The 21,437-nt window shown below is 56.8% G+C and carries 18 protein-coding genes; 8 read left to right on the forward strand and 10 right to left on the reverse strand.

Annotation, left to right across the window (positions count from 1 at the left end):
* The first annotated feature begins 6 nt into the window (after positions 1-6).
* Positions 7-1,023 (forward strand): NAD(P)-dependent alcohol dehydrogenase, encoded by a 1,017-nt coding sequence (locus F3J39_RS16680; protein WP_104086002.1) that lies wholly within the window; start codon positions 7-9, stop codon positions 1,021-1,023.
* Positions 1,024-1,068: 45 nt separating this feature from the next.
* On the opposite strand, the gene gorA is transcribed toward F3J39_RS16680, so the two are convergent.
* Complete coding sequence (gorA, locus tag F3J39_RS16685) at positions 1,069-2,421, reverse strand: glutathione-disulfide reductase (RefSeq protein ID WP_104086003.1); 1,353 nt, start codon at positions 2,419-2,421, stop codon at positions 1,069-1,071.
* Positions 2,422-2,546: 125 nt separating this feature from the next.
* Between gorA and rnz the strand changes: the two genes are divergently transcribed.
* Entirely contained in the window at positions 2,547-3,458 is a 912-nt protein-coding gene (gene rnz, locus F3J39_RS16690; RefSeq protein ID WP_094112214.1) for a ribonuclease Z, read from the forward strand.
* 12 nt (positions 3,459-3,470) lie between these two features.
* Here the strand turns inward: rnz and F3J39_RS16695 are convergent, their stop codons facing one another.
* A complete protein-coding gene (locus F3J39_RS16695) occupies positions 3,471-4,313 on the reverse strand; it encodes a 23S rRNA (adenine(2030)-N(6))-methyltransferase RlmJ (protein ID WP_039381025.1) in 843 nt (280 codons plus the stop codon).
* 357 nt (positions 4,314-4,670) lie between these two features.
* On the opposite strand from F3J39_RS16695, the gene prlC reads away from it, so the two are divergent.
* Both prlC and rsmJ read left to right on the forward strand, forming a co-directional pair.
* Positions 4,671-6,713, forward strand: coding sequence for an oligopeptidase A (gene prlC, locus F3J39_RS16700; protein ID WP_039381023.1), 2,043 nt, complete (start codon positions 4,671-4,673; stop codon positions 6,711-6,713).
* Positions 6,714-6,721: 8 nt separating this feature from the next.
* Complete coding sequence (gene rsmJ / locus F3J39_RS16705) at positions 6,722-7,471, forward strand: 16S rRNA (guanine(1516)-N(2))-methyltransferase RsmJ (RefSeq protein ID WP_071669270.1); 750 nt, start codon at positions 6,722-6,724, stop codon at positions 7,469-7,471.
* Positions 7,472-7,526: 55 nt separating this feature from the next.
* On the opposite strand, the gene uspA is transcribed toward rsmJ, so the two are convergent.
* Complete coding sequence (gene uspA / locus F3J39_RS16710) at positions 7,527-7,964, reverse strand: universal stress protein UspA (RefSeq protein ID WP_039381019.1); 438 nt, start codon at positions 7,962-7,964, stop codon at positions 7,527-7,529.
* A 416-nt stretch (positions 7,965-8,380) separates the two neighbouring features.
* Between uspA and uspB the strand changes: the two genes are divergently transcribed.
* Positions 8,381-8,716 carry a universal stress protein UspB gene (gene uspB / locus F3J39_RS16715; RefSeq protein WP_039381017.1) on the forward strand — a complete coding sequence of 112 codons (336 nt, stop codon included), beginning with the start codon at positions 8,381-8,383 and terminating at the stop codon, positions 8,714-8,716.
* A 77-nt stretch (positions 8,717-8,793) separates the two neighbouring features.
* Here the strand turns inward: uspB and pitA are convergent, their stop codons facing one another.
* Complete coding sequence (gene pitA, locus F3J39_RS16720; RefSeq protein ID WP_039381015.1) at positions 8,794-10,293, reverse strand: inorganic phosphate transporter PitA; 1,500 nt, start codon at positions 10,291-10,293, stop codon at positions 8,794-8,796.
* A gap of 241 nt (positions 10,294-10,534) precedes the next feature.
* On the opposite strand from pitA, the gene F3J39_RS16725 reads away from it, so the two are divergent.
* Complete coding sequence (locus F3J39_RS16725; protein ID WP_071669272.1) at positions 10,535-11,719, forward strand: NAD(P)/FAD-dependent oxidoreductase; 1,185 nt, start codon at positions 10,535-10,537, stop codon at positions 11,717-11,719.
* Between the two features lie 3 nt (positions 11,720-11,722).
* On the opposite strand, the gene F3J39_RS16730 is transcribed toward F3J39_RS16725, so the two are convergent.
* Positions 11,723-12,667 carry a capsular polysaccharide synthesis protein gene (locus F3J39_RS16730; RefSeq protein ID WP_052246458.1) on the reverse strand — a complete coding sequence of 315 codons (945 nt, stop codon included), beginning with the start codon at positions 12,665-12,667 and terminating at the stop codon, positions 11,723-11,725.
* A gap of 269 nt (positions 12,668-12,936) precedes the next feature.
* Between F3J39_RS16730 and F3J39_RS16735 the strand changes: the two genes are divergently transcribed.
* Entirely contained in the window at positions 12,937-13,284 is a 348-nt protein-coding gene (locus F3J39_RS16735) for a hypothetical protein (protein ID WP_039381011.1), read from the forward strand.
* A gap of 48 nt (positions 13,285-13,332) precedes the next feature.
* On the opposite strand, the gene F3J39_RS16740 is transcribed toward F3J39_RS16735, so the two are convergent.
* The 5 genes from F3J39_RS16740 to F3J39_RS16760 all read right to left on the reverse strand — a co-directional run bounded on the left by F3J39_RS16740 (position 13,333) and on the right by F3J39_RS16760 (position 19,882).
* Entirely contained in the window at positions 13,333-13,767 is a 435-nt protein-coding gene (locus F3J39_RS16740; protein ID WP_104086005.1) for a helix-turn-helix domain-containing protein, read from the reverse strand.
* Positions 13,768-14,040: 273 nt separating this feature from the next.
* Complete coding sequence (hemB, locus tag F3J39_RS16745; protein ID WP_039381009.1) at positions 14,041-15,018, reverse strand: porphobilinogen synthase; 978 nt, start codon at positions 15,016-15,018, stop codon at positions 14,041-14,043.
* Between the two features lie 135 nt (positions 15,019-15,153).
* Complete coding sequence (gene proP, locus F3J39_RS16750) at positions 15,154-16,659, reverse strand: glycine betaine/L-proline transporter ProP (protein ID WP_166714451.1); 1,506 nt, start codon at positions 16,657-16,659, stop codon at positions 15,154-15,156.
* A gap of 314 nt (positions 16,660-16,973) precedes the next feature.
* Positions 16,974-18,563: an EAL domain-containing protein gene (locus F3J39_RS16755; RefSeq protein WP_104086030.1), complete on the reverse strand. Its 1,590-nt coding sequence runs from the start codon at positions 18,561-18,563 to the stop codon at positions 16,974-16,976.
* Between the two features lie 251 nt (positions 18,564-18,814).
* Positions 18,815-19,882: an AI-2E family transporter gene (locus tag F3J39_RS16760; RefSeq protein ID WP_166714452.1), complete on the reverse strand. Its 1,068-nt coding sequence runs from the start codon at positions 19,880-19,882 to the stop codon at positions 18,815-18,817.
* Positions 19,883-20,086: 204 nt separating this feature from the next.
* Between F3J39_RS16760 and F3J39_RS16765 the strand changes: the two genes are divergently transcribed.
* The gene (locus F3J39_RS16765) at positions 20,087-21,295 is read left to right on the forward strand and encodes an MFS transporter (RefSeq protein ID WP_166714453.1); all 1,209 of its coding nucleotides are present in this window, start codon (positions 20,087-20,089) and stop codon (positions 21,293-21,295) included.
* Positions 21,296-21,437 lie beyond the last annotated feature (142 nt).

The raw sequence follows: 21,437 nt of genomic DNA on the forward strand, positions 1-21,437 counted from the left end.
AAGCGAATGAAAGCGATGATTCTTAACCAGCCCGGCGGGCTGGATAATCTGCGGCTGGTGGATCTGCCCGATCCCGGCAAGCCCGCCGCTGACGAGATCCGCGTCCGTATCCACGCCACCTCACTTAATTATCACGATCTGCTGGTTGCCGACGGATCGATCCCGACCGAAGCGGGGCGCATTATGATGGCGGACGGCGCCGGCGTCGTGGAGGCGGTGGGCAGCAGCGTCAGCGAATTCCGCCCCGGCGACCACGTGGTTTCCTGCTTTTTCCCGCAGTGGCAGGATGGCCTGCCTTACGCCCGCGTGGGCGACTTCACCCGCACGCCGGGAGATGGCGCGCAGGGCTTTGCCGCGGAAACCGTGGTGCGCCCGGCGCATCACTTCACCCTGGCGCCGCGCGGCTGGAGCCATGCTGAAGCGGCCACTATCACCACCTCCGGGCTGACGGCGTGGCGGGCGCTGGTAGGCGATGCGCAGATCAAGGCGGGCGATACTATCGTTACGCTCGGCACCGGCGGCGTCTCCATTACCGCACTGCAGATCGCCAAAGCGATGGGCGCGCGGGTGATTGTCACCTCATCCTCTGATGAGAAGCTGGCGCGTGCGCGCGAGCTGGGCGCCGATGCCGGCATTAACTACCGCACCACGCCCGGGTGGGGCAGCGAAGTACAGCAGCTGACGGATGGGATCGGTGCGGACGTGGTGATTGAGCTGGGCGGACCGGGCACCATGGCAGAGTCGATCAAAGCGGTGCGTATCGGCGGACATATCGCGCTGATTGGCGTACTGACCGGCCATGAAGGCGTGATCCCGACCTCGCTGTTGATGGCGAAGCAGGCGCGGATCCAGGGGCTGATAGTGGGCCATCGCCGGCAGCAGCAGGAGTTTGTGCGGGCGCTGGAGCAGATTGCGGTGCGGCCGGTGATTGGTGAGCATTTTGCGGCGCTTGACGATCTGCCGGCGGCGTTCCGCCATCAGCAGGGCGCCAGCCACTTTGGCAAAATTACCGTCTCCTGGTAACCGGCTACGGCGATCAAAAAAGGCGCCCGTCCGGGCGCCTTTTTGTTAACGCATCGTCACAAACTCTTCCGCTGCGGTGGGGTGAATCGCCACGGTATTGTCGAAATCTTTTTTCGTGGCACCCATCTTCAGCGCCACGGCAAAGCCCTGCAGCATCTCATCCATGCCGCTGCCGATGCCGTGAATACCGACAATCTTCTCTTCCGGGCCGACGCAGACCAGCTTCATGCGGCACGGCTGGCGATGCTGCGTGACCGCGGTGTACATGGCGGTAAAAGAGGATTTATAGACTTTCACCTGGTCATCACCATACTGCTCGCGCGCCTGCGGTTCGGTCAGGCCCACCGTGCCAATCGGCGGATGGCTGAACACCACTGTCGGAATATTGCTGTAGTCGAGATGCTCATCCGGTTTGTTGTTAAACAGACGCTCAGAGAGACGACGGCCTGCCGCCACCGCTACCGGCGTCAGCTCGACGGCACCGGTGTTATCTCCTACCGCATAAATGCCTGCGACGCTGGTATTCTGAAACTTATCGACGCGGATATAGCCTTTCTCATCGAGCGCAACGCCGGTCACGTCAAGGTTAAGATTATCGGTTGCCGGTTCACGACCCACCGCCCAGACCAGGCAATCCACGGTCTGTTCGCTGCCATTTTCCAGCTGCAGCGTCAGGCTGCCGTCAGCATTTTTAACCACGGCTTTTGGCGTCGCTTCGGTATGCAGCTGCGGGCCTTCCGCCTGCATCACCTCCACCAGCGTTTCGCTCAGGAGCGGATCAAAACTGCGCAGCGGAGCGTGTTTACGCACGAACAGATGCGTTTCCGCGCCCAGCGCGTTGACCACGCCTGCCAGCTCGACGGCGATATAGCCTGCACCCACTACGGCCACGCGCCGCGGTAAGGATCCCAGCTCAAAGAAACCGTCAGAATCGATACCATATTCGGCACCTGGCACAGCAGGGCGCACCGGGCGTCCGCCGGTGGCGATCAGAATATGATCGGCGGTGATCGTTTCACCATTAACTTCCACCGTGTGCGCATCCACAAAGCGGGCAAAGCCTTTGATGACTTCGACTTTGTTTTTGCCCAGCACGTTGTCATAAGAGGTGTGAATGCGATCGATATAGGCGCTGCGGTTCTTTACCAGCGTGGCCCAGTCAAAGCGGTTCATCGTAGTATCAAAGCCGTAATCGGGTCCATACAGATGAATGGCTTCGGCGATCTGTGCCGCATGCCACATCACTTTTTTGGGCACGCAACCGACGTTAACGCAGGTGCCACCCAGCTCTTTCGCTTCGATCAGCGCACACGTCTGGCCGTGCATGGCTGCACGATTAATGGAGGCGATGCCGCCGCTGCCGCCGCCGATAGCGAGGTAGTCAAAATGTCTGGTCATCCGTTGTTTCCGTCTGTTGAGAAAATATGGCGTAAAGTTTACCGCTACCTGGCGGAGCGGCGCAAAGGTTCCGCCTATGATTATGATAGAGTGAAATCCAGGTTTCGCTTACAGGTAAGGCTATTATGCATCTGACTTTTTTAGGCACCGGCGCGGGCGCGCCCAGTTTACAGCGCAATGTCAGCGCGATCGCCCTGACGCTCTCAAAGCGTGGCGACACCTGGCTGTTTGACTGCGGTGAGGCGACGCAGCATCAGTTTATGCGCTCGGCGCTTCGCCCTGGCAAACTGGAGAAGATTTTCATTACGCACCTGCATGGCGATCACATTTTTGGCCTGCCGGGCCTGCTTACCAGCCGCTCGATGGCGGGCATGCTCGATCCGCTGACGCTGTATGGCCCTGAGGGGCTGAAGGCATTTGTTGAAAACGCGCTGAGCCTGAGCAGTTCATGGACCACTTATCCGCTGGAAATCGTGGAGATTGAGGCGGGTCTGGTACTGGATAACGGCGAGTTCCGGGTGACCGCTTATCCGATGAATCATGTCGTAGAGTGCTACGGCTACCGCATTGAGCAGCATGATAAGCCCGGATTTCTGGATGCCGCACGGCTTAAAGCAGAGGGCGTGCCGCGCGGCCCCTGGTATCAGGATCTAAAGCAGGGAAAAGTTATCCGGCTGGAGGATGGGCGCGAAATTAACGGCGCAGACTATCTGGGGCCCGCGACGCCAGGTAAGGTGCTGGCAATATTTGGCGATACCGCGCCGACCGACGCCGCGCTGGCGCTGGCGGCCAACGCCGATGTCATGGTGCATGAAACCACGCTTGAGGCAGCAATGGCGGAGAAGGCCAACGGGCGCGGTCACTCAACGACGGTGCAGGCGGCAGCCGTGGCGCAGCAGGCGGGGGTTAAGCGTATGATCGCGACGCACTTCAGCTCGCGCTATCTCTCTGCAGATCGGGACAAGCTGCTGGCGGAGTGCCAGTCGGTGTTTGCGGCAACCGAACTGGCACACGATTTTGCTGTTGTGGAGATTTAACGCGCCGGGCGGTTACTCTGGTACTACCTGCGTCACGCTATAGTGCCCCGTGCCGGCAGGGACCAGCGTTTTATGCAGCCACGGCAGCAGCTCTTCCATCTGCGCTTTGAGTTTCCACGGCGGATTAATGACGATCATGCCGGAGGCGGTCATGCCGCGCTGGTCGCTGTCCGGACGCACCGCCAGCTCAATCTGCAGAATATTGCGGATACCGGTAGCTTCCAGATCGCGCAGCATATGTTTGATTTGCTGGCGCATTACCACCGGATACCAGAGCGCATAGATACCGGTAGCAAAGCGCTTATAGCCTTCCTGAATCCCTTTCACCACATCCTGGTAGTCGCTTTTCATCTCATAAGGGGGATCGATCAGGATCAGGCCGCGCCGCGCCGGCGGTGGCAGTTTCGCCTTCAGCTGCTGATAGCCATCGCCGCGTTCCACGCGCGCGCGCGCATCTTTGCTGAACTCGGTGCGTAGTAGCGGATAGTCGCTGGGGTGCAGTTCGGTCAGCTGCAGCTTATCCTCTTCGCGCAGCAGGTAACGGGCGATCAGCGGTGAACCTGGATAGTAGCGCAGGGTGCCACCGGGATTCAGGTTACGCACCGCGTTCAGATAGGGTTTCAGCAGCGCAGGCGCGTCAGGCTGCTGCCAGATGCGGGCGATGCCTTCCAGATATTCACCCGTGCGCTCGGCGTGCGCGCTGCTCAGCTGGTAGCGTCCGGCACCCGCGTGCGTATCCAGATAGAGAAAGGGCTTATCCTTCTCCATGAGCGCGGTGAGGATCAGGCTTTCAACGGTGTGTTTCAGCACGTCGGCGTGGTTGCCGGCGTGAAAACTGTGGCGATAACTCAGCATAAAAGATGGGGGTCCGCAGTTGGATCAAAGGAGTTGACGATTGAATATGGCGCGATTATAGCCGGACCGTACAGAAATTGCTGGGCTTTTGCGGCCTCCGCCCCGGCGCTGCGGCAGCGCAGTACGCATCGGGCCAGCCGCGGGAAAGCGGGCAGGGCACGGCAAAATAGTGACAGGCCGATTCAGGCTCACGCTTAATTTGCTGCCAGATCGCGCCTGGAAATGCAATTTTGAGCGTTTTTTCCTACTTCTATTCCATTTTACGGCATTGATTTTAATGTCCGGCGCCCGCATTTTAGTAAAATTGCGTAGCGCGAGTATTCGCGCCCATAATTCCACGATGAAAGGATCGCGCTTATGACTAACCCATTACTTACCCCTTTTACCCTGCCCCCTTTTACCGCCATTAAACCCGAGCATGTGGTGCCTGCCGTGACTCAGGTTCTTGAAGAGTGCCGTGATACGGTAGATCGTGCGGTAACGCGGGGAGCGCCTTACACCTGGGAGAGCCTGGTTCAGCCTATTGCAGAAGCAGACGATCGTCTGAGCCGCGTATTTTCACCTGTCAGCCATCTGAATGCGGTAAAAAATAACCCCGATCTGCGCGACGCCTTCGACAAAGTGCTGCCGCTGCTTTCTGAATATTCTACCTGGGTTGGACAGCATGAGGGCCTCTACAAGGCGTATCGCAGCCTGAAGCAAAGCGAAGGCTTTGCTGCACTCAGCCCGGAGCAGCAGCGCGCTATTGATAACAGCCTGCGTGATTTCGAGCTGTCAGGCATCGGGCTGGAAAGAGACAAACAGCGGCGCTATGGCAAAATTATGGCGCGCCTGTCAGAGCTGGGCTCAGCCTATAGCAACAATGTGCTGGATGCGACCATGGGCTGGACCAAACTTGTCACCGATAAAGCGGAGCTGGCGGGTGTGCCTGAAGATGCGCTTGCCGCTGCCGAGGCGCAGGCTAAGCTACGCAAGCAGGAAGGCTGGCTGCTGACGCTGGATATCCCGAGCTATCTGCCAATTATCACCTATTGCGACAACGCCGCCCTGCGTGAAGAGATGTACCGTGCGTACGCTACGCGCGCTTCCGATCAGGGACCCAACGCAGGCAAATGGGATAATGGCCCGATAATGGAAGAGCAGCTGGCGCTGCGCCACGAGCTGGCCCAGCTGCTTGGCTACGACTCCTACGCGGATAAGTCGCTGGTAACCAAAATGGCCGACAGCCCGTCTCAGGTCATCGACTTCCTGGGCGATCTGGCAAAACGCGCCCGTCCACAGGCTGAGCAGGAGCTGGCGCAGCTGCGTGAGTTCGCTAAAGAGGTGTACGGGGTTGATAACATGCAGCCCTGGGATATCACCTATTTTAGTGAAAAGCAGAAGCAGCATCTCTTCGCGATCAGTGATGAACAGCTGCGTCCCTATTTTCCGGAAGCCCGCGTATTAAAAGGCCTGTTTGAAGTCGTAAAACGTATCTACGGCATCAACGTTAAAGAGCGCAAGGGCGTTGAGATCTACCATCATGATGTCCGCTTCTTCGACCTGTTTGATGAAAGCGGCGAACTGCGCGGCAGTTTCTATCTCGATCTCTACGCGCGCGAGCATAAGCGCGGTGGTGCCTGGATGGATAATTGCGTTGATAAAATGCGCAAGGCGGACGGCAGCCTGCAGAAGCCTATCGCCTATCTGACCTGTAATTTCAGCCAGCCGCTGTCGGATAAGCCTGCCCTGTTTACGCACGACGAAGTTATCACGCTGTTCCACGAATTTGGCCATGGTCTGCACCACATGCTGACGCAGGTTGAAGTCCCGGGAATATCGGGTATCAACGGCGTACCGTGGGATGCGGTCGAACTGCCGAGCCAGTTTATGGAAAACTGGTGCTGGGAACCGGATGCGCTGGATTTTATCTCCGGTCACTACCAAACCGGTTCATCCCTGCCGGACGAGCTGCTGGAAAAAATGCTGAAAGCGAAGAATTACCATGCGGCGCTGTTTATCCTGCGTCAGCTTGAATTCGGCCTGTTCGATCTGCAGCTTCACACAGGTTTTGACCCGCAGCAGGGGCCGAAGGTTATGGATACCCTGCATGCCGTCAAGAAGCAGGTTGCCGTTGTGGAATCGCCGCAGTGGGGACGCTTCCCGCATGCGTTCAGCCATATCTTTGCAGGCGGATATGCCGCCGGTTACTACAGCTATTTATGGGCCGATGTGCTGGCAGCAGATGCGTGGGCGCGCCTCAGCGATGAGGGCATTTTCAATCGCGAAACCGGCCAGGCTTTCCTTGACAATATCCTGACGCGCGGCGGTGCTGAAGAGCCAATGGAGCTGTTCAAACGCTTCCGCGGCCGCGAGCCGCAGCTTGATGCCATGCTGAAAAGCTACGGCATCCAGGGATAAACCGGCTTGTGAAAATCGGTTTAGTGGATGAAACAGGCGCCGGAGACGGCGCCTTATTACAGCTGGCAACGCGCTGGGGCCTTGAGCAGGATGAGAACGCGCCGCTGGCGCTGGTGCTCACGTCTGCGCATCTTGAGCTGCGCAAGCGCGATGAGCCTAAGCTGGGCGGTATTTTTGTCGATTTTGTCTCCGGTGCCATGGCGCACCGGCGCAAATTTGGCGGCGGACGCGGCGAAGCGGTGGCCAAAGCCGTGGGCATCAAAGGCGGCTATCTGCCGGATGTGGTCGACGCAACGGCCGGTCTCGGACGCGATGCGTTTGTGCTTGCCGCGCTGGGGTGCCGGGTGCGGATGCTGGAGCGCCACCCGGTGGTCGCCGCGCTGCTTGAGGATGGCCTGCAGCGTGGCTACGCCGACAGCGAAATCGGCGGCTGGCTGCGCGAGCGGCTGACGCTGCTGCACGTGGCGAGCCAGCAGGCGCTGAGCGATATCGCGCCCGCGCCGGATGTGGTCTATCTCGACCCCATGTATCCGCACCGGCAGAAAAGTGCGATGGTAAAAAAAGAGATGCGCGTATTTCAGTCGCTGGTGGGGGCTGATGAGGATGCCGATGCGCTGCTGGAGCCTGCGCGGCGTCTGGCGAAAAAGCGTATCGTGGTCAAGCGTCCTGATTACGCACCGCCGCTGGCAGGCGTGGTGACACAGTCTGCCGTGGTGACAAAAAGTCACCGCTTTGATATCTATCCGCCGCTAACCTGAAGCGGCAGAGCAGGGCGTCAGATATAAAACAGGCCGGTTATCCCGGCCTGTTTTTTTATTCTTCTTCTGCGTCGCGCAGCGGCACAATCAGCATATCGATATGCACGGTATTGATCAGCTGACGCGCGGATGACATCAGCTTGCTCCAGAAATCCTGGTGATGTCCGCAGACCACCAGATCCACATCATATTTCCGGATAGCATCCACCAGCACCTGGCCCAGATCGCCGCTGCCGCTCAGCGTTTCGCCAACCGGATAGCCTGCGCTGACGGAGAGAGCTTTCAGGGCGCTGTGCGTCTCCTCTGAAATGCGCTTCTGCATATCGCCGAGATTCACGTCAATCAGGCCGGTATAGAGATCGGAATAGTTAACGTCAACGTGGATCAGCGAGATTTTGGCATCATAAGGACGCGCCAGCGATACCGCTTTATCCACCAGCAGCTGGCTTTCCGGAGAGAGATCGACTGCAATCAGGATATGTTTATAGGCCATGATAAAACTCCTTTCTCAATATTCTGGGGGGCTACCCTCCCGCAAACCACGGCGGGCGTTTTCCTTAGCGCGAAGCGGCGATGATGCGCCGGTGACTCAATGAAACTGCAGGATCTGTTGTTATCTGCTGAGTATAGCCAGTGTCACCGGCAAATGCTGCACCGCTGCGCCTGAGCGTGATAACGATCCACTGAGCAGGGGGTTATGCATATATTGACGAAGCGCGTCGCTGGAAAAAGTTTGAGCAGATATTCTACACTGAAATTGCGTGCCACTTTTCTCTGGTGGCGAGGCGCAGATCTGTAAAACAACAACGCCAATCTGCTTATCGATGGCTGGCTTATTTTCCACAGGGCGTCTGCAGCACTTCCCCGCTGCATATCACGTCATTGCGGTACCAGCCAGAAGGGGGAAATATGATCAGCACTATCGCGCTTTTTTGGGCTCTTTGTGTGGTTTGTCTGGTGAATATGGCGCGCTACTTCTCTTCCCTGCGTGCGCTGCTCTACGTATTGCGCGGCTGCGATCCGCTGTTGTACCAGTATGTTGATGGTGCCGGCTTTTTTACGTCTCACGGCCAGCCGGGTAAACAGGTGCGGCTGGTGCGCTATATCTGGTTAAAGCGCTATCTTGACCATCATGACGATGAGTTTATCCGCCGCTGTGAACGGGTGCGCAGTCAGTTTGTACTGACCAGCGGACTCTGTTTTCTGGTCGTGGTGAGCCTGGTGGCGATGGCGATCTGGCAGTAAAGCGACACCGTTATTCCGCGCGCAGGCAATAAAAAAGGGCGACACTGCTGTCGCCCTTTTGCCGGAATAGTGCGGTATCAAATCAGATGCAGCGCAATCCAGTAGAGTCCGCCCGAGAGCAAAATACAGACCGGCAGCGTGAAGATCCACGCCATGGCGATATTTTTAATGGTGCGACTCTGCAGTCCGCCACCGTCAACCAGCATGGTGCCGGCCACAGAGGAGGAGAGGATATGCGTGGTTGAAACCGGCATACCGGTATAGCTTGCCACGCCAATCGATACGGCGGCGGTCACCTGCGCTGACATACCCTGCGCATAGGTCATGCCTTTCTTACCGATTTTTTCACCGATGGTGGTCGCCACACGACGCCAGCCAATCATGGTGCCGATACCCAGCGCCAGCGCCACGGCCACAATAATCCAGACCGGAGCATACTCGATGGTGCCAAGCAGATCGCCCTTCAGCTTGCTGAGGAAGCGCTTATCATCCGCGCCGGTTTCCGGCAGCTTGGCCGCCTTATCTGCAGTGTCAGAGATGCACAGCAGCAGACGACGCATCTGGCTGCGCTGATCGACAGAGAGCTGATCGTAGCTCTGCAGATTGTTCAGCAGGCCCTGGGCCCGGCCGATAGCCTGCAGCGCACGGGCGCTGTCACAGTGGAACTCCTGCGGGCCGCTCGGAACTTCTTCCGGCGTCGGCAGCGCAGGCGGTGCCATCTGCACAATGTGCGTCAGCGAATCGCCGTGCTGGCGGTAATACTGCTCCAGATGATTAACGGCATCGCGCGTGCGGGTGATGTCATAACCGGAAGCGTTCATATTCACGACAAAACCTGCCGGCGCCACGCCAATCAGCACCAGCATGATCAGACCAATGCCTTTCTGTCCGTCGTTAGCGCCGTGTGAATAGCTGACACCGATGGCCGAAACAATCAGCGCGATGCGCGTCCAGAACGGCGGCTTTTTCTTGCCATCGATCTTTTCACGGTCAGCGGGGGTCATATGAATACGCGCGCGTTTCTTCGTACTGCTCCAGTAGCGGCGCAGCAGGAAAATCAGGCCGCCGGCGATGATCAATCCGATAATCGGTGACAGGATCAGCGACAGAAAGATATTGATCACTTTTGGCAGATTAAGCGCATCCACTACAGAGGTGCCGGTCATCAGCGCATTGGTGAGACCAATACCGATAATGGCGCCAATCAGCGTATGGGAGCTGGAGGCCGGCAGGCCCAGATACCAGGTGCCGAGGTTCCAGATAATGGCAGCCAGCAGCATGGAAAAGACCATGGCGAGGCCGTGCGCCGAACCGACATTCAGGAGCAGGTCGGTAGGAAGCATATGTACGATGGCGTAGGCCACGCTCAGACCGCCGAGCAGCACGCCAAAAAAGTTGAACACACCTGCCATCACCACTGCCAGCTGCGCCCGCATCGCACGGGTGTAGATGACGGTAGCGACCGCGTTGGCGGTGTCGTGGAAGCCGTTGATTGCCTCATAAAACAATACAAACAGCAGGGCAAGAACCAATAACAGGCCGGTACTCAGGTCAAGACCAGCAAACAGATGTAGCATAAACGTTACGCCATTTTGGAGGACATGAACGCGGCGCATTATCTGCGACAACGCACTGTATGGGAAAGAGAAATATAGCCTTTTTTTGTCTTAAATTGGTAACTCAGAGGACAAAACAAGGTAAAAGAGCCGAAAAATGAAACAGTTACATTATGACATATTTACGGCATTTTTTTGAAGGTGGCGCAAAAAGCCGCAGATCACTACAATCAGCGCCTTTCGTAATCAGGTGGACATCGCAGTGGAAAAGTTTGACGTTATCGTAATAGGGGCAGGTGCTGCCGGGATGTTCTGTGCAGCGCAGGCGGGACAGCGCGGGCGCCGCGTACTGCTGCTGGATAACGGCAAAAAAGCGGGCCGTAAGATTCTGATGTCAGGCGGCGGCCGCTGCAACTTTACCAATCTGTATACCGAGCCGGCGGCCTACCTGTCGCACAATCCGCACTTCTGCAAATCTGCACTGGCGCGTTACACCCAGTGGGATTTTATCGATCTGGTCAGCCGGTACGGCATCGCCTGGCATGAAAAAACGCTGGGTCAGCTGTTCTGTGATGACTCCGCGCAGCAGATTGTCGATATGCTGCTGAAAGAGTGTGAAGCGGGTGCGGTGACGCTGCGGCTGCGCAGCGAAGTGCTGAGCACGGAGCGTGACAACGGGGGATACCGGCTGCAGCTTAATGGCGCAGAGGTATGGGCAGAGAAGCTGGTGATCGCCAGCGGCGGGCTGTCGATGCCGGGACTGGGCGCGTCGCCGTTTGGTTACAAAGTGGCGGAGCAGTTTGGTCTGCGCGTCTATCCGACCCGCGCCGGACTGGTGCCGTTTACGCTGCATAAGCCGCTGCTGGAGCAGCTCAGCACCCTGTCGGGCGTTGCGCTGCCGGCCACCATCGAAGCGCAGGATGGCACGCTGTTTAAGGAGGCGATGCTGTTTACCCATCGCGGTCTCTCTGGTCCGGCAGTGCTGCAGATCTCCAGCTACTGGCAGCCAGGCGAGTTTATCAGCGTCAACCTGCTGCCGGCGCTGGCGCTGAACGACTACCTTGATGAGCAGCGCAGCGCACATCCCAATCTCAGCCTGAAAAACAGCCTGGCGAAGATCCTGCCGAAGCGGCTGGTGGAGGTTCTGCAGGCGATGAATTCGATTCCGGATGTCACCCTGAAGCAGCTCAACAGCAAACAGCAGGCTGAACTGGCGCAGTTACTGCACCAGTGGCGGGTACAGCCAAACGGCACCGAAGGTTATCGCACCGCAGAGGTCACGCTGGGAGGCGTCGATACCACCCAGCTCTCTTCAAAAACCATGGAGGCGCGCGATGTGCCGGGCCTCTATTTCATTGGTGAAGTTGCGGACGTGACCGGCTGGCTGGGGGGCTACAATTTCCAGTGGGCGTGGAGTTCCGCCTGGGCCTGCGCCCAGGCGCTCTGAGCATTACCGGCGGCTCAGCAGCAGCTGTCCCAGCAGGCTGTCGCGGTTGACCACGCCATATTTCAGGTTGGTGGCGAGATATTTGCGATCGAAGCCGGTGAGTTTGGTTAACGGCGGCAGCACCTCAGGCAGACGATCGACCATCAGCATGCGGCTCAGCCGGACCGGACGCCACTCGCTCAGGCTTTGATAAAGCAGCGCGCTGGCTTCGCACTTGCGCAGATAAAGATTGTAATGATTGCTTTCGCGCAGCGCCTGCTGCTGCGCCAGATAGACTACCAGATAGTCGGGTGGCGTAATCCCCTGCACCAGGGTGTCATAGTCAGGCTGCGCCAGCAGCTGCCGGAAGAAAGCCTCCGCCCCCAGCGTCACAATCGGGCGGAAATAGTGCAGCCAGCGGCCAATAAAGGCATTGTTCGCCGGAGCCGCAAGAAACCACGACTCAATCACCGGATAAGCCATATCGTGCGTTGAACCGGCACGATAAAACGCAATCAGGTCGTAACGCGAGTCGGCGTTAACGGCCAGCAGCGTATCCAGCGTACGGTTGAGGATAATGGTGGCATCCATCCAGATGCCGCCATAGCGGTAAAGCAGCTCCAGGCGGATAACATCGCTTTTGTGCGACGGACGCATATCGGGATGCGTAAACTGCAGGTCCGGCAGATAGTGGGCGAGATTGCGATTGTTAATCACCGTCATCTGATAACCCGGGTTTTCCCGGACAATTTTATCCACAAAAATCTGCACTTCAGCGGGCAGCGTTTCGCTCTCCCAGTACATCCAGATCTGCTGCGGGATCGGCGTGCCGGTGGCGGGCTGGCTGCACATATCGATATCCTGCTCATCGCGCGGATTATAGCTTGCCAGCTGTTTACGCCGCGTCAGCATCTTCTCTGCCCGCAGACCCAGCGAGACCAGATGGGTTTTAACGTTATTTTTGTTCATGCTTTTTCCTGTCGCAGGCCGTCAGCTATCGCAGTTTTTATGCAGGCAAAAAAACTGGCCCTGTGGCAACGTCCTGAATGCACCCTGAGCGGCGCGAAATGAAGTTTTAAAATTAACAAAGGGCGGGAAGTTGCTCAATCAATAAACCGTAAAACAACAACTTTAAGAGAATCCGCAGAAACCGGCGCGGATGGCTCACGCGTGCGGGTAGCCGGACTGCTAATCTGCTATTATCGCCAGGTTTTTTACTCCGCCGATCCTGTGACACTATGTTAAAAATGAAATTTCTGCTGCCGGTGCTGATTTTGCTGAGCGCAGCCGTATGGTGGCTGATGCCACATTATGATGATGAAGATAAAGCTTATTATATTGCTGTATTCTGTACGCTGACCCACGACGGGCGCGATAACAGCCCGCAGGCGATGCAACAGATTATTGAAGGCGGTAACTCCGATTACGCGCTGCAGAAAATCCGCTTCCAGCCTGGCCTGGCAACCCATCTGCAGCAGGTGTGGCAGGATCTGGCCTTGCCGCAGCAGCAGCAGGCGCGTCAGGAGGCGCTGCGCTGCCGGCAGATCATGTCAGCCGTGATGCTGCCGGGTAAGCCAGTGGCATAAAAGCGATTGCGCTTCTCTGCGGCCGGCGCGAAGCGTGTTGCCGGCCGATCACAGCGGGTCTTCATCCGGAGAGCCCGGTTTACCCTCCATACGCCGGCAAATCGCACAGGGATCGTCACTGTTGCGGATATGCGCTTCCGCTTCGTGACTCAACCTGCGCCTGCGGCACTGCAGCGGCGTGCAACCCAGCGTCTGCTTAAACGAACGGGTCAGCGACTGCTGGCTTTCAAAATGGTATTTCAGCGCCAGGCGAATAATCGGCGTGTCGCTGTATTTAAGATCCGCAATACAGTGGGTCAGTTTTTTCCGGCGAATATAACGCGCCAGCGTTTCACTATAATAGCGGGCAAATAATTTCTGCAGATACCATTTCGAATATCCTGATTTCTTTGCAATATCGTCGATGCTCAGGCGCTGCTCCAGATTATCGGTGATCCACTCTTTTATTATGGCGATAACTTGCTGATTATATTTCTGCTTCATGCCGATGTTTTCCCTTCACTCGTTATTATGAAGGTTAATTAAACGGCATAAAATAGCGGCATGCTAAATTATTTTTCTGCTTTTGATTAATATATTCTCATATCAAGAATGGTCTTGTTTTTATATAAATGCTTTACCGTTATTTCTGGAAATAACAGAATAAAAGCAGCGTTATTTATTTAAATTTCGATCAGAAAAAGCGGTTCACGTGCTCACGATTATTGTGTAAATCAGCAGCCCGGCGATAGCGACCGCCAGGCTGAAGAGTGCTTATCAGAGCACTTTCTGCTCGGCGAGATCCAGCGCAAAGTAGCTGAATATCAGGTCGGCACCGGCACGCTTAATGGCGCCCAGGCTTTCCAGTACGACATTACGCTCGTCAATTGCACCCGCCTGCGCGGCGAACTTGATCATCGCATATTCACCGCTCACCTGGTAGGCAGCCAGCGGCAGCGTGGTGCGTTCGCGAATATCACGCAGAATGTCGAGATAGGCGCCGGCAGGTTTAACCATCAGCGAATCCGCCCCTTCGGCTTCATCCAGCAGGGATTCGCGGATCGCTTCACGCCGGTTCATCGGGTTCATCTGATAGGTCTTGCGATCGCCTTTCAGCGCCGTGCCAGCGGCCTCACGGAACGGGCCGTAGAACGAAGAGGCAAACTTAGTGGAGTAGGACATAATCGCCGTATCCGTAAAGCCCGCCCCATCCAGCGCCTGACGAATCGCCTTAACCTGACCATCCATTGCCGCTGAAGGGGCAATGAAGTCAGCACCCGCCTGCGCGGCTACTACCGCCTGCCTGCCCAGATTGATCAGCGTCTGGTCATTATCCACGCCGTGATCGCACAGCACACCGCAGTGGCCGTGGCTGGTGTATTCACAGAAGCAGGTGTCGGACATCACGATCATCTCCGGCACGGTATCTTTACAGATACGCGCCATACGCGCGACCAGGCCATTCTCCTGCCATGCATCGCTGCCGGTGGCGTCGGTATGATGCGAAATACCGAAGGTCATTACCGAGCGGATACCCGCTTTGGCAATACGCTCAATTTCATACGCGAGACGTTTTTCCGGAATTCGCATCACGCCTGGCATAGCGTTGATCGGCACATAGTCATCCACCTCTTCTTCAACAAAGATCGGCAACGCCAGATCGTTGATGCTAAGGCCGGATTCCTGGAACATTGCGCGCATAGAGGCGCTTTTACGCAGCCTTCTCGGGCGCTGGATCAGATTAAATTCAGACATGTTCACACAACTTTTTTGGATGAAAATAGTGACTACAGTTTACTCTTTTTCACGTCGGGTAATGAAGAATGTGTGCTGCTGAGAGGCGGAGACGGGAGATAAAAAAGTCCCGCCGGGCGGCGGGACTGGTGAATATTACTCTTTAATAACCGGATGCTGATCGACCAGGTTGCGGCGTTTAGCCTCAAGGCGTGCGATCTCGGCATCAATATCTTCAATCTTCTGTTCGATGTTGTCGTGATGCTCCTGCAGGATCTCACGGGCTTCATCCAGGTCAGATGCCGCAGGCGTGGCGCCACGCAGCGGTTTGTTCGCCGTCTCTTTCATATAGAGACCGGTGATCAGACCCACGACAGCAACCACCATCAGATAGTAGGCAGGCATATAGAGGTTATTGCTGGCTTCTACTGCCCAGGCGGTCATGGTCGGCGTCAGACCGGCCACCAGAATCGAGATGTTGAATGCGCTGGCCAGCGCGCTGTAGCGAATATGCGTCGGGAACATCGCGGGCAGCGACGAGGCCATCACGCCGGTAAAGGCGTTGAGGATCACCGCCAGCAGCAGCAGGCCGGCAAAAATCAGGCCCAGCACGTTACTGTTAATCAGCGTAAACGCCGGGATCGCACAGAAGAACAGCGCAATACTGCCGAGGATAACAAACGGACGACGGCCGAAGCGGTCGCTCAGCATGCCCATGATCGGCTGTACAAACAGCATACCCATCATGATGGCGATGATAATCAGCACCCCATGATCTTCTGAGTAGTGCAGGTTGTGCGACAGGTAGCTCGGCATGTAAGTCAGCAGCATGTAGTAGGTCACGTTGGTGGCAAGCACCAGACCGATACAGGCCAGCAGGCTTTTCCAGTGTTTGGTGGCGATCTCTTTAAACGACACTTTCGGGCCATCGCGCAGGCCGTCACGGTCGCCCTGCTCCAGACCATCAACGTGCTGCTGGAAAGCCGGGGTCTCTTCCAGCGCATGGCGCAGATAGAGGCCAATCAGGCCCAGCGGCAGCGCCAGGAAGAACGGCACGCGCCAGCCCCACTCAAGGAAGTTAGCTTCCCCGACGATGGTCGAGAGCAGCACCACAACGCCTGCACCCAGCACAAAGCCGGCAATAGAACCAAAGTCGAGCCAGCTGCCCATAAAGCCGCGTTTACGGTCCGGGGAGTACTCTGCGACAAAAATCGATGCGCCGGTATACTCACCGCCGACCGAGAAGCCCTGGGCCATTTTGGCCAGCAGCAGCAGAATCGGCGCCCAGATGCCGATAGAGGCGTAAGAGGGGATCAGGCCGATACAGAAGGTACTGACCGACATAATAACAATGGTGATAGAGAGAATTTTCTGGCGGCCATACTTATCGCCCAGCATGCCGAAGAACAGACCACCCAGCGGACGGATCAGGAACGGAACCGAAAAGGTACCCAGCGCCGCGATCATCTGCACGCCCGGAGATGCATCCGGGAAAAAGACTTTACCCAGCGCATAGGCAACAAAGCCATAGACACCAAAGTCGAACCACTCCATCGCATTACCCAGCGATGCCGCAGTAATAGCCTTGCGTAAGCGGGCGTCATCGATAATGGTGACGTCATCCAGCCCGATAGGTTTTACACGCTTCCTACGTAATTTCATGATGTTACCCTGTATTGGAATTCGAAAAATCCTCAACGCCGCCGGCTGTCTGCTATCAACTCAGTCCGCGGCGTTGAGAAAATTAAAGCATAGCCGTGAAAACGGGTTTTTCCCTGGCCAGCCATAGCAATTATTACCCGGGTAATTATTGCGAACCGCGACAGAGTATACCGTTTTTATGTGATATTTGTCATGTTTTAGCCAGTAAGTGGTTACTTTTTAGCTAATTATATGGTCGTAAAGCGGTGTCAGAGGGATAAAAAATATTTTACTTTTTTTGACATAACCCGCATGTCATGCGGGCTGTGATGAGGTCAGTGCGATGCAGAGACAATACCGCTCAGCGGCTGGCTGCCATGCTCTTCCAGCCAGCGCAGAAAGGTCTGACTGGCGACAGGACGGGCATAATAATAGCCCTGAATAAACGTGACCTGACGCTGCTGCAGATAGGCGAGCTGCAGCGCGGTTTCCACCCCTTCGCCCAGCACCTCCAGCTTCAGCTTATGGCAGAGAGTGATAATCGCATCCAGCACCGGCGTTTCGATCTCCAGCCCCTCAATAGCGTTGATAAAGCCGCGATCGATCTTCAGGTAGTCGAGCGGGAAGGTCATCAAATAGGAGAGGGAGCAGTGGCCGGTGCCGAAATCGTCGATGGCGACTTTCATGCCCTGCGCCTGCAGAAAGCGCAGCTTGCGCGCCACCGCTTCGCCATCCTGAATCAGGCTGCGCTCGGTAAGTTCAAGCGTGAGCAGCATCTGCTTGTCGCGGATAGCGTGCGCAAATTGCATGATATCCTCAGTAAATTCCGCATGTTGCAGATGATCTGCCGCCAGATTAAACCCGAGGTGAAAACCTGGCATCACCGGCCAGCGGGCGATATCTTCACTCATCAGTTCCAGCAGATGGCGGGTGAGATCGACAATCATCCCCTCTGACTCCGCATGCGTAATAAAAATATCGGGTCGCACCATCTCCCCATCGGGGAGCTGCCAGCGCAGCAGCGCTTCTGCGCCTGAGCAGCGCGCCAGGGTGTTGCTGTACACCGGCTGATAGTGAACCGAGAACTGACGATTACGCATGGCGCGGCGGATTTCATCGGCCCAGGAGATACGCCGGCGCAGCCAGTTTGCCGTCAGTATCATCAGCATGATTGAGAAGATTGAGGCCATCGGCAGGAAGATAAACAGCGCCTGTCGCCAGGCGGCGATCAGCTCTGCCGGCGGCACGGTTACGCTGACGCGAATAGGGTAACGCGGCGATTCACTCTGAAACAGAGTGCTCTGCATATAGTGTTCAGCTGGCGTTTTAGAGTTGCCGCTGGCGATAATTGCGCCTTCGCTGAACTGCAGGCTCATCTGATAGCCGCGGGACTCTCCCATGGCATGCATAAAGTCCATCAGATACTGGCCATCAATAACGGCCCAGAAGCCGCTGCTGTCCGGTAGCTGACGCACGAAAATCACCGCCGGACGATGCGGTACGCCCGAGGTGCCGGGCAGTGAGAGGCTCCAGACGGCTTTATCCGTCACCGGCAGCGGACGCATTATCATCGATTCAAGCGCGCCGTGATTAACGCCGTAAGCGGAGGAGCAGGTGATGTTATCGCCCTGCAGCATTCCCACCGAACGAAAGTAGGCGTTAAGCGTGCCGATGCGCTGCAGATGCTTTTCGATATCGCTGCAGGTCTGATGCTGGTATTGCTGCAGTTCGGCGATCATACCCCAGGCGTTGTCGCTCATTTTCTCCGCCTGAGCCAGCAGAATATTAGCTGTTGCCACCTGCTGCTGCCTGACCATATGGCGCGCTTCAATCGCCGTACAGACGATGCCCAGCACCAGCGGCAGCAGTCCGGCGCAGACAATATAGAGCCAGCCAAAATCACGACGTTTTTTACGCAGAGGCACCAGACTCTCCTCGGTGGGGTTAGGCATTCATCAGCCGCGCCAGCAGCATAGCATCTTCTTTACGCTCTGCAGGGCTGTGAATCGTCTGCGATGCCACCCGCTGGCGTTAACGATCGCTGCCCGTTGCGCTTATCGCCCGCTTTTTCCCGCTCAATTTGCGTTTATCCAGCGGATAAATCGTGGTTTTGCGGTTAAAAGCAGCGATAAAGAGGTATTAATCGCTAAAAGCAAAACGGTGACGAGGCCGGATGCTATTTGATCTGCCGCTGCGGCTCGCGTCGTTTCAGGCGCGGCCTGCCGGTGCCAAGCATGATCGCCAGCCGGCTGCCGCCCGGCGTGGTTTCCATCAGAATTTTTGTGACGCTGGTCAGCGGCACCGACAGCAGCATGCCGACCGGCCCCAGCAGCCAGCCCCAGAAAATCAGCGACAGAAAAACCACCAGCGTAGAGAGGCCCAGCCCGCGGCCCATAAGACGCGGTTCCAGCATATTGCCAAATACCATATGGATTGCGCTGAACAAAAACGCGACCAGCATCGCATCGTAAATATCATTCAGCACCAGCGCCTGAATAAACGGCGGGATACCGGCGATAATCGGGCCGATATTAGGGATAAAATTGAGTATAAAGGCCACCACGCCCCAGAAGAGCGCAAACTTCACGTCCAGCAGCAGCAGAACCAGCCATACAGAAAATCCGGTTATCAGGCTTACCAGCGTTTTCAGAGCCAGATAGTGGGTGACGCCTTTTAGCGCTTTATGCAGGCCCGCAATACGGATCTGCGGGTTAGTCAGGGCGTTACGCATTTTATAAGGCAGGTGGTGCACTTCAAACAACATAAACACCACCGTCAGGATCAGCAGCACAATATTGGTCATCGCGCCGGAAAACTGCGCCAGTACCGTGGTTGCCATGTTCATGATCAGATTCGGGTCAAAGTGCTGCGCCAGCGTTTCGGTTGAAATATTGATATGAAAACCCGCCGCCAGATGCTGGATGACCGTCAGCTTCTGCTCCAGCATGGTGCGGATCTGCGGATAGGTATCGCTGAATTCACCGACTGAGCTTGCCAGCACGGCGACCAGCAGCAGCATCATAATAAAGATAACGGTAATCACCAGTGAGATAGCGACGCCGCGGCGTAGCCCGCGACGCATCAGCGTGCTGACCAGCGGGTTGAGCACGATGGCCAGAAAACTGGCGAGCAGAAAGGGGACGAGTATGTCTGACGCGGCGCGGATGCCTGCCAGAATAATGACTAACATCGCCAGCTTGACCAGAATGTTCTGGCCAATTCTCTCCTGTGGCTTTTCGTTCATTGCTGCTCCTGCGGGGAATTTTTCTGATCCAAGTGTAGCTGAAGGCGGGTAAGAGATTGTTTATACACGTGCAGGCAGGGCAGACGCCAGGGCACAGCGCCAGAAACAGGAGCGCGATCCAGGGCGTTCAGCAGATGCATACCCTCTGAAAAAGCGTATAGTTAATTTTCTGTTATCAAATGCCTGTCGTGAGCGCGTTTATCTATGCCTGACCTGCCTGCTGCTGCGGAACAGAGCCGTCTCCGGCTGGATCTGCAGATTCTCTCTATTGTGAAGTTTAATTTCGCCACCTATCTGACTATCGGGCTGCCGCTGGCGGTGCTGCCGGGGTTCGTCCATGACAATCTGGGGTATAGCGCGTTCTGGGCCGGGGTGGTGATCAGCCTGCAGTATATCGCTACGCTGCTGAGCCGGCCCTATGCCGGACGCTTTGCCGATAGCTGGGGACCCAAGCGCGTGGTGGTGCTGGGGCTGGCAGGCAGCCTGCTGAGCGGACTCTGTATGCTCTTCTCCGCCCTGACACAGCAGCAGGCGCTACTCAGCCTGACGCTGCTCTGCCTGGGGCGCATTATTCTCGGCGTCGGTCAGAGCTTTTGCGGCACCGGTACATCGCTGTGGGGCGTGGCGAAAGCGGGTTCTCTGCATATCGGGCGCGTTATCTCCTGGAACGGCATTGTCACCTATGGCGCCATGGCGCTGGGTGCGCCGCTGGGCGTTACGCTGTTTCGCAGCGGCGGGCTGCTGCAGCTCTCAGGGGTAATTGTGGCCATCAGCCTGCTGGCGATGGTGCTGGCGCTGCCGCGTGCGGCGGTTAAAGGCAGTAAAGCGCGCCCGCTGCCGTTCCGTGCGGTCCTGGGAAAAATATATGGCTATGGCGTGCTGCTGGCGATGGGGTCGGCCGGATTTGGCGTGATTGCGACCTTTATTACCCTGTTCTACCGCGAACGTGGCTGGGAAGGGGCGGCGTTTGCCCTGACGCTGTTCAGCAGTGCGTTCGTGGGCATGCGCCTGCTGTTTCCGGATGCGATTAACAAATGGGGCGGGCTGCGCGTCGCCAGCGTCTGCTTTGCCATCGAAGCGGCGGGCCTGTTTCTGGTCGCAGGCGCGGTCGATCCGTGGATGGCGAAGCTGGGGGCCTTTCTGACCGGCGCCGGCTTTTCTCTGGTATTTCCGGCTATCGGCGTTGTCGCGGTCAAAGCGGTGCCGCAGCAGAATCAGGGCAGTGCGCTGGCAACCTATACCGCCTTTATGGATCTGGCGCTGGGCATTACGGGACCCCTTGCTGGCCTGATCATGAGCTATGCCGGCGTGTCGCAGGTCTATCTGCTGACGGCGCTGCTGGTCTGCGTCGCGCTGGGCTGCACGCTCTATATGCTGAAATCCCGCCAGCCGGACAGCGCGGAGACGCCATAAAAAAAAGGCCCCGACCGGGGCCAGCAACGGCAAAAGTATCCCTGAGGGACACAGATAAGGATCGCTGAGCACCTCGTGCAGGCAGAGATACTGATGGAAATCAGGAGAACATTTGTTTCAAAATAAGTAAATAATGAAATGT

The organism is Pantoea sp. Acro-807 (genome assembly GCF_011752675.1).
Classification (GTDB): domain Bacteria; phylum Pseudomonadota; class Gammaproteobacteria; order Enterobacterales; family Enterobacteriaceae; genus Pantoea; species Pantoea eucrina.

Excerpts from the sequence above, each read along its gene's own strand:
- F3J39_RS16680 (WP_104086002.1), top strand. The coding sequence starts at position 7 with ATGAAAGCGATGATTCTTAACCAGCCCGGCGGGCTGGATAATCTGCGG.
- gorA (WP_104086003.1), bottom strand. The coding sequence starts at position 2,421 with ATGACCAGACATTTTGACTACCTCGCTATCGGCGGCGGCAGCGGCGGC.
- rnz (WP_094112214.1), top strand. The coding sequence starts at position 2,547 with ATGCATCTGACTTTTTTAGGCACCGGCGCGGGCGCGCCCAGTTTACAG.
- F3J39_RS16695 (WP_039381025.1), bottom strand. The coding sequence starts at position 4,313 with ATGCTGAGTTATCGCCACAGTTTTCACGCCGGCAACCACGCCGACGTG.
- prlC (WP_039381023.1), top strand. The coding sequence starts at position 4,671 with ATGACTAACCCATTACTTACCCCTTTTACCCTGCCCCCTTTTACCGCC.
- uspA (WP_039381019.1), bottom strand. The coding sequence starts at position 7,964 with ATGGCCTATAAACATATCCTGATTGCAGTCGATCTCTCTCCGGAAAGC.
- uspB (WP_039381017.1), top strand. The coding sequence starts at position 8,381 with ATGATCAGCACTATCGCGCTTTTTTGGGCTCTTTGTGTGGTTTGTCTG.
- pitA (WP_039381015.1), bottom strand. The coding sequence starts at position 10,293 with ATGCTACATCTGTTTGCTGGTCTTGACCTGAGTACCGGCCTGTTATTG.
- F3J39_RS16730 (WP_052246458.1), bottom strand. The coding sequence starts at position 12,667 with ATGAACAAAAATAACGTTAAAACCCATCTGGTCTCGCTGGGTCTGCGG.
- F3J39_RS16735 (WP_039381011.1), top strand. The coding sequence starts at position 12,937 with ATGTTAAAAATGAAATTTCTGCTGCCGGTGCTGATTTTGCTGAGCGCA.
- F3J39_RS16740 (WP_104086005.1), bottom strand. The coding sequence starts at position 13,767 with ATGAAGCAGAAATATAATCAGCAAGTTATCGCCATAATAAAAGAGTGG.
- hemB (WP_039381009.1), bottom strand. The coding sequence starts at position 15,018 with ATGTCTGAATTTAATCTGATCCAGCGCCCGAGAAGGCTGCGTAAAAGC.
- proP (WP_166714451.1), bottom strand. The coding sequence starts at position 16,659 with ATGAAATTACGTAGGAAGCGTGTAAAACCTATCGGGCTGGATGACGTC.
- F3J39_RS16760 (WP_166714452.1), bottom strand. The coding sequence starts at position 19,882 with ATGAACGAAAAGCCACAGGAGAGAATTGGCCAGAACATTCTGGTCAAG.
- F3J39_RS16765 (WP_166714453.1), top strand. The coding sequence starts at position 20,087 with ATGCCTGACCTGCCTGCTGCTGCGGAACAGAGCCGTCTCCGGCTGGAT.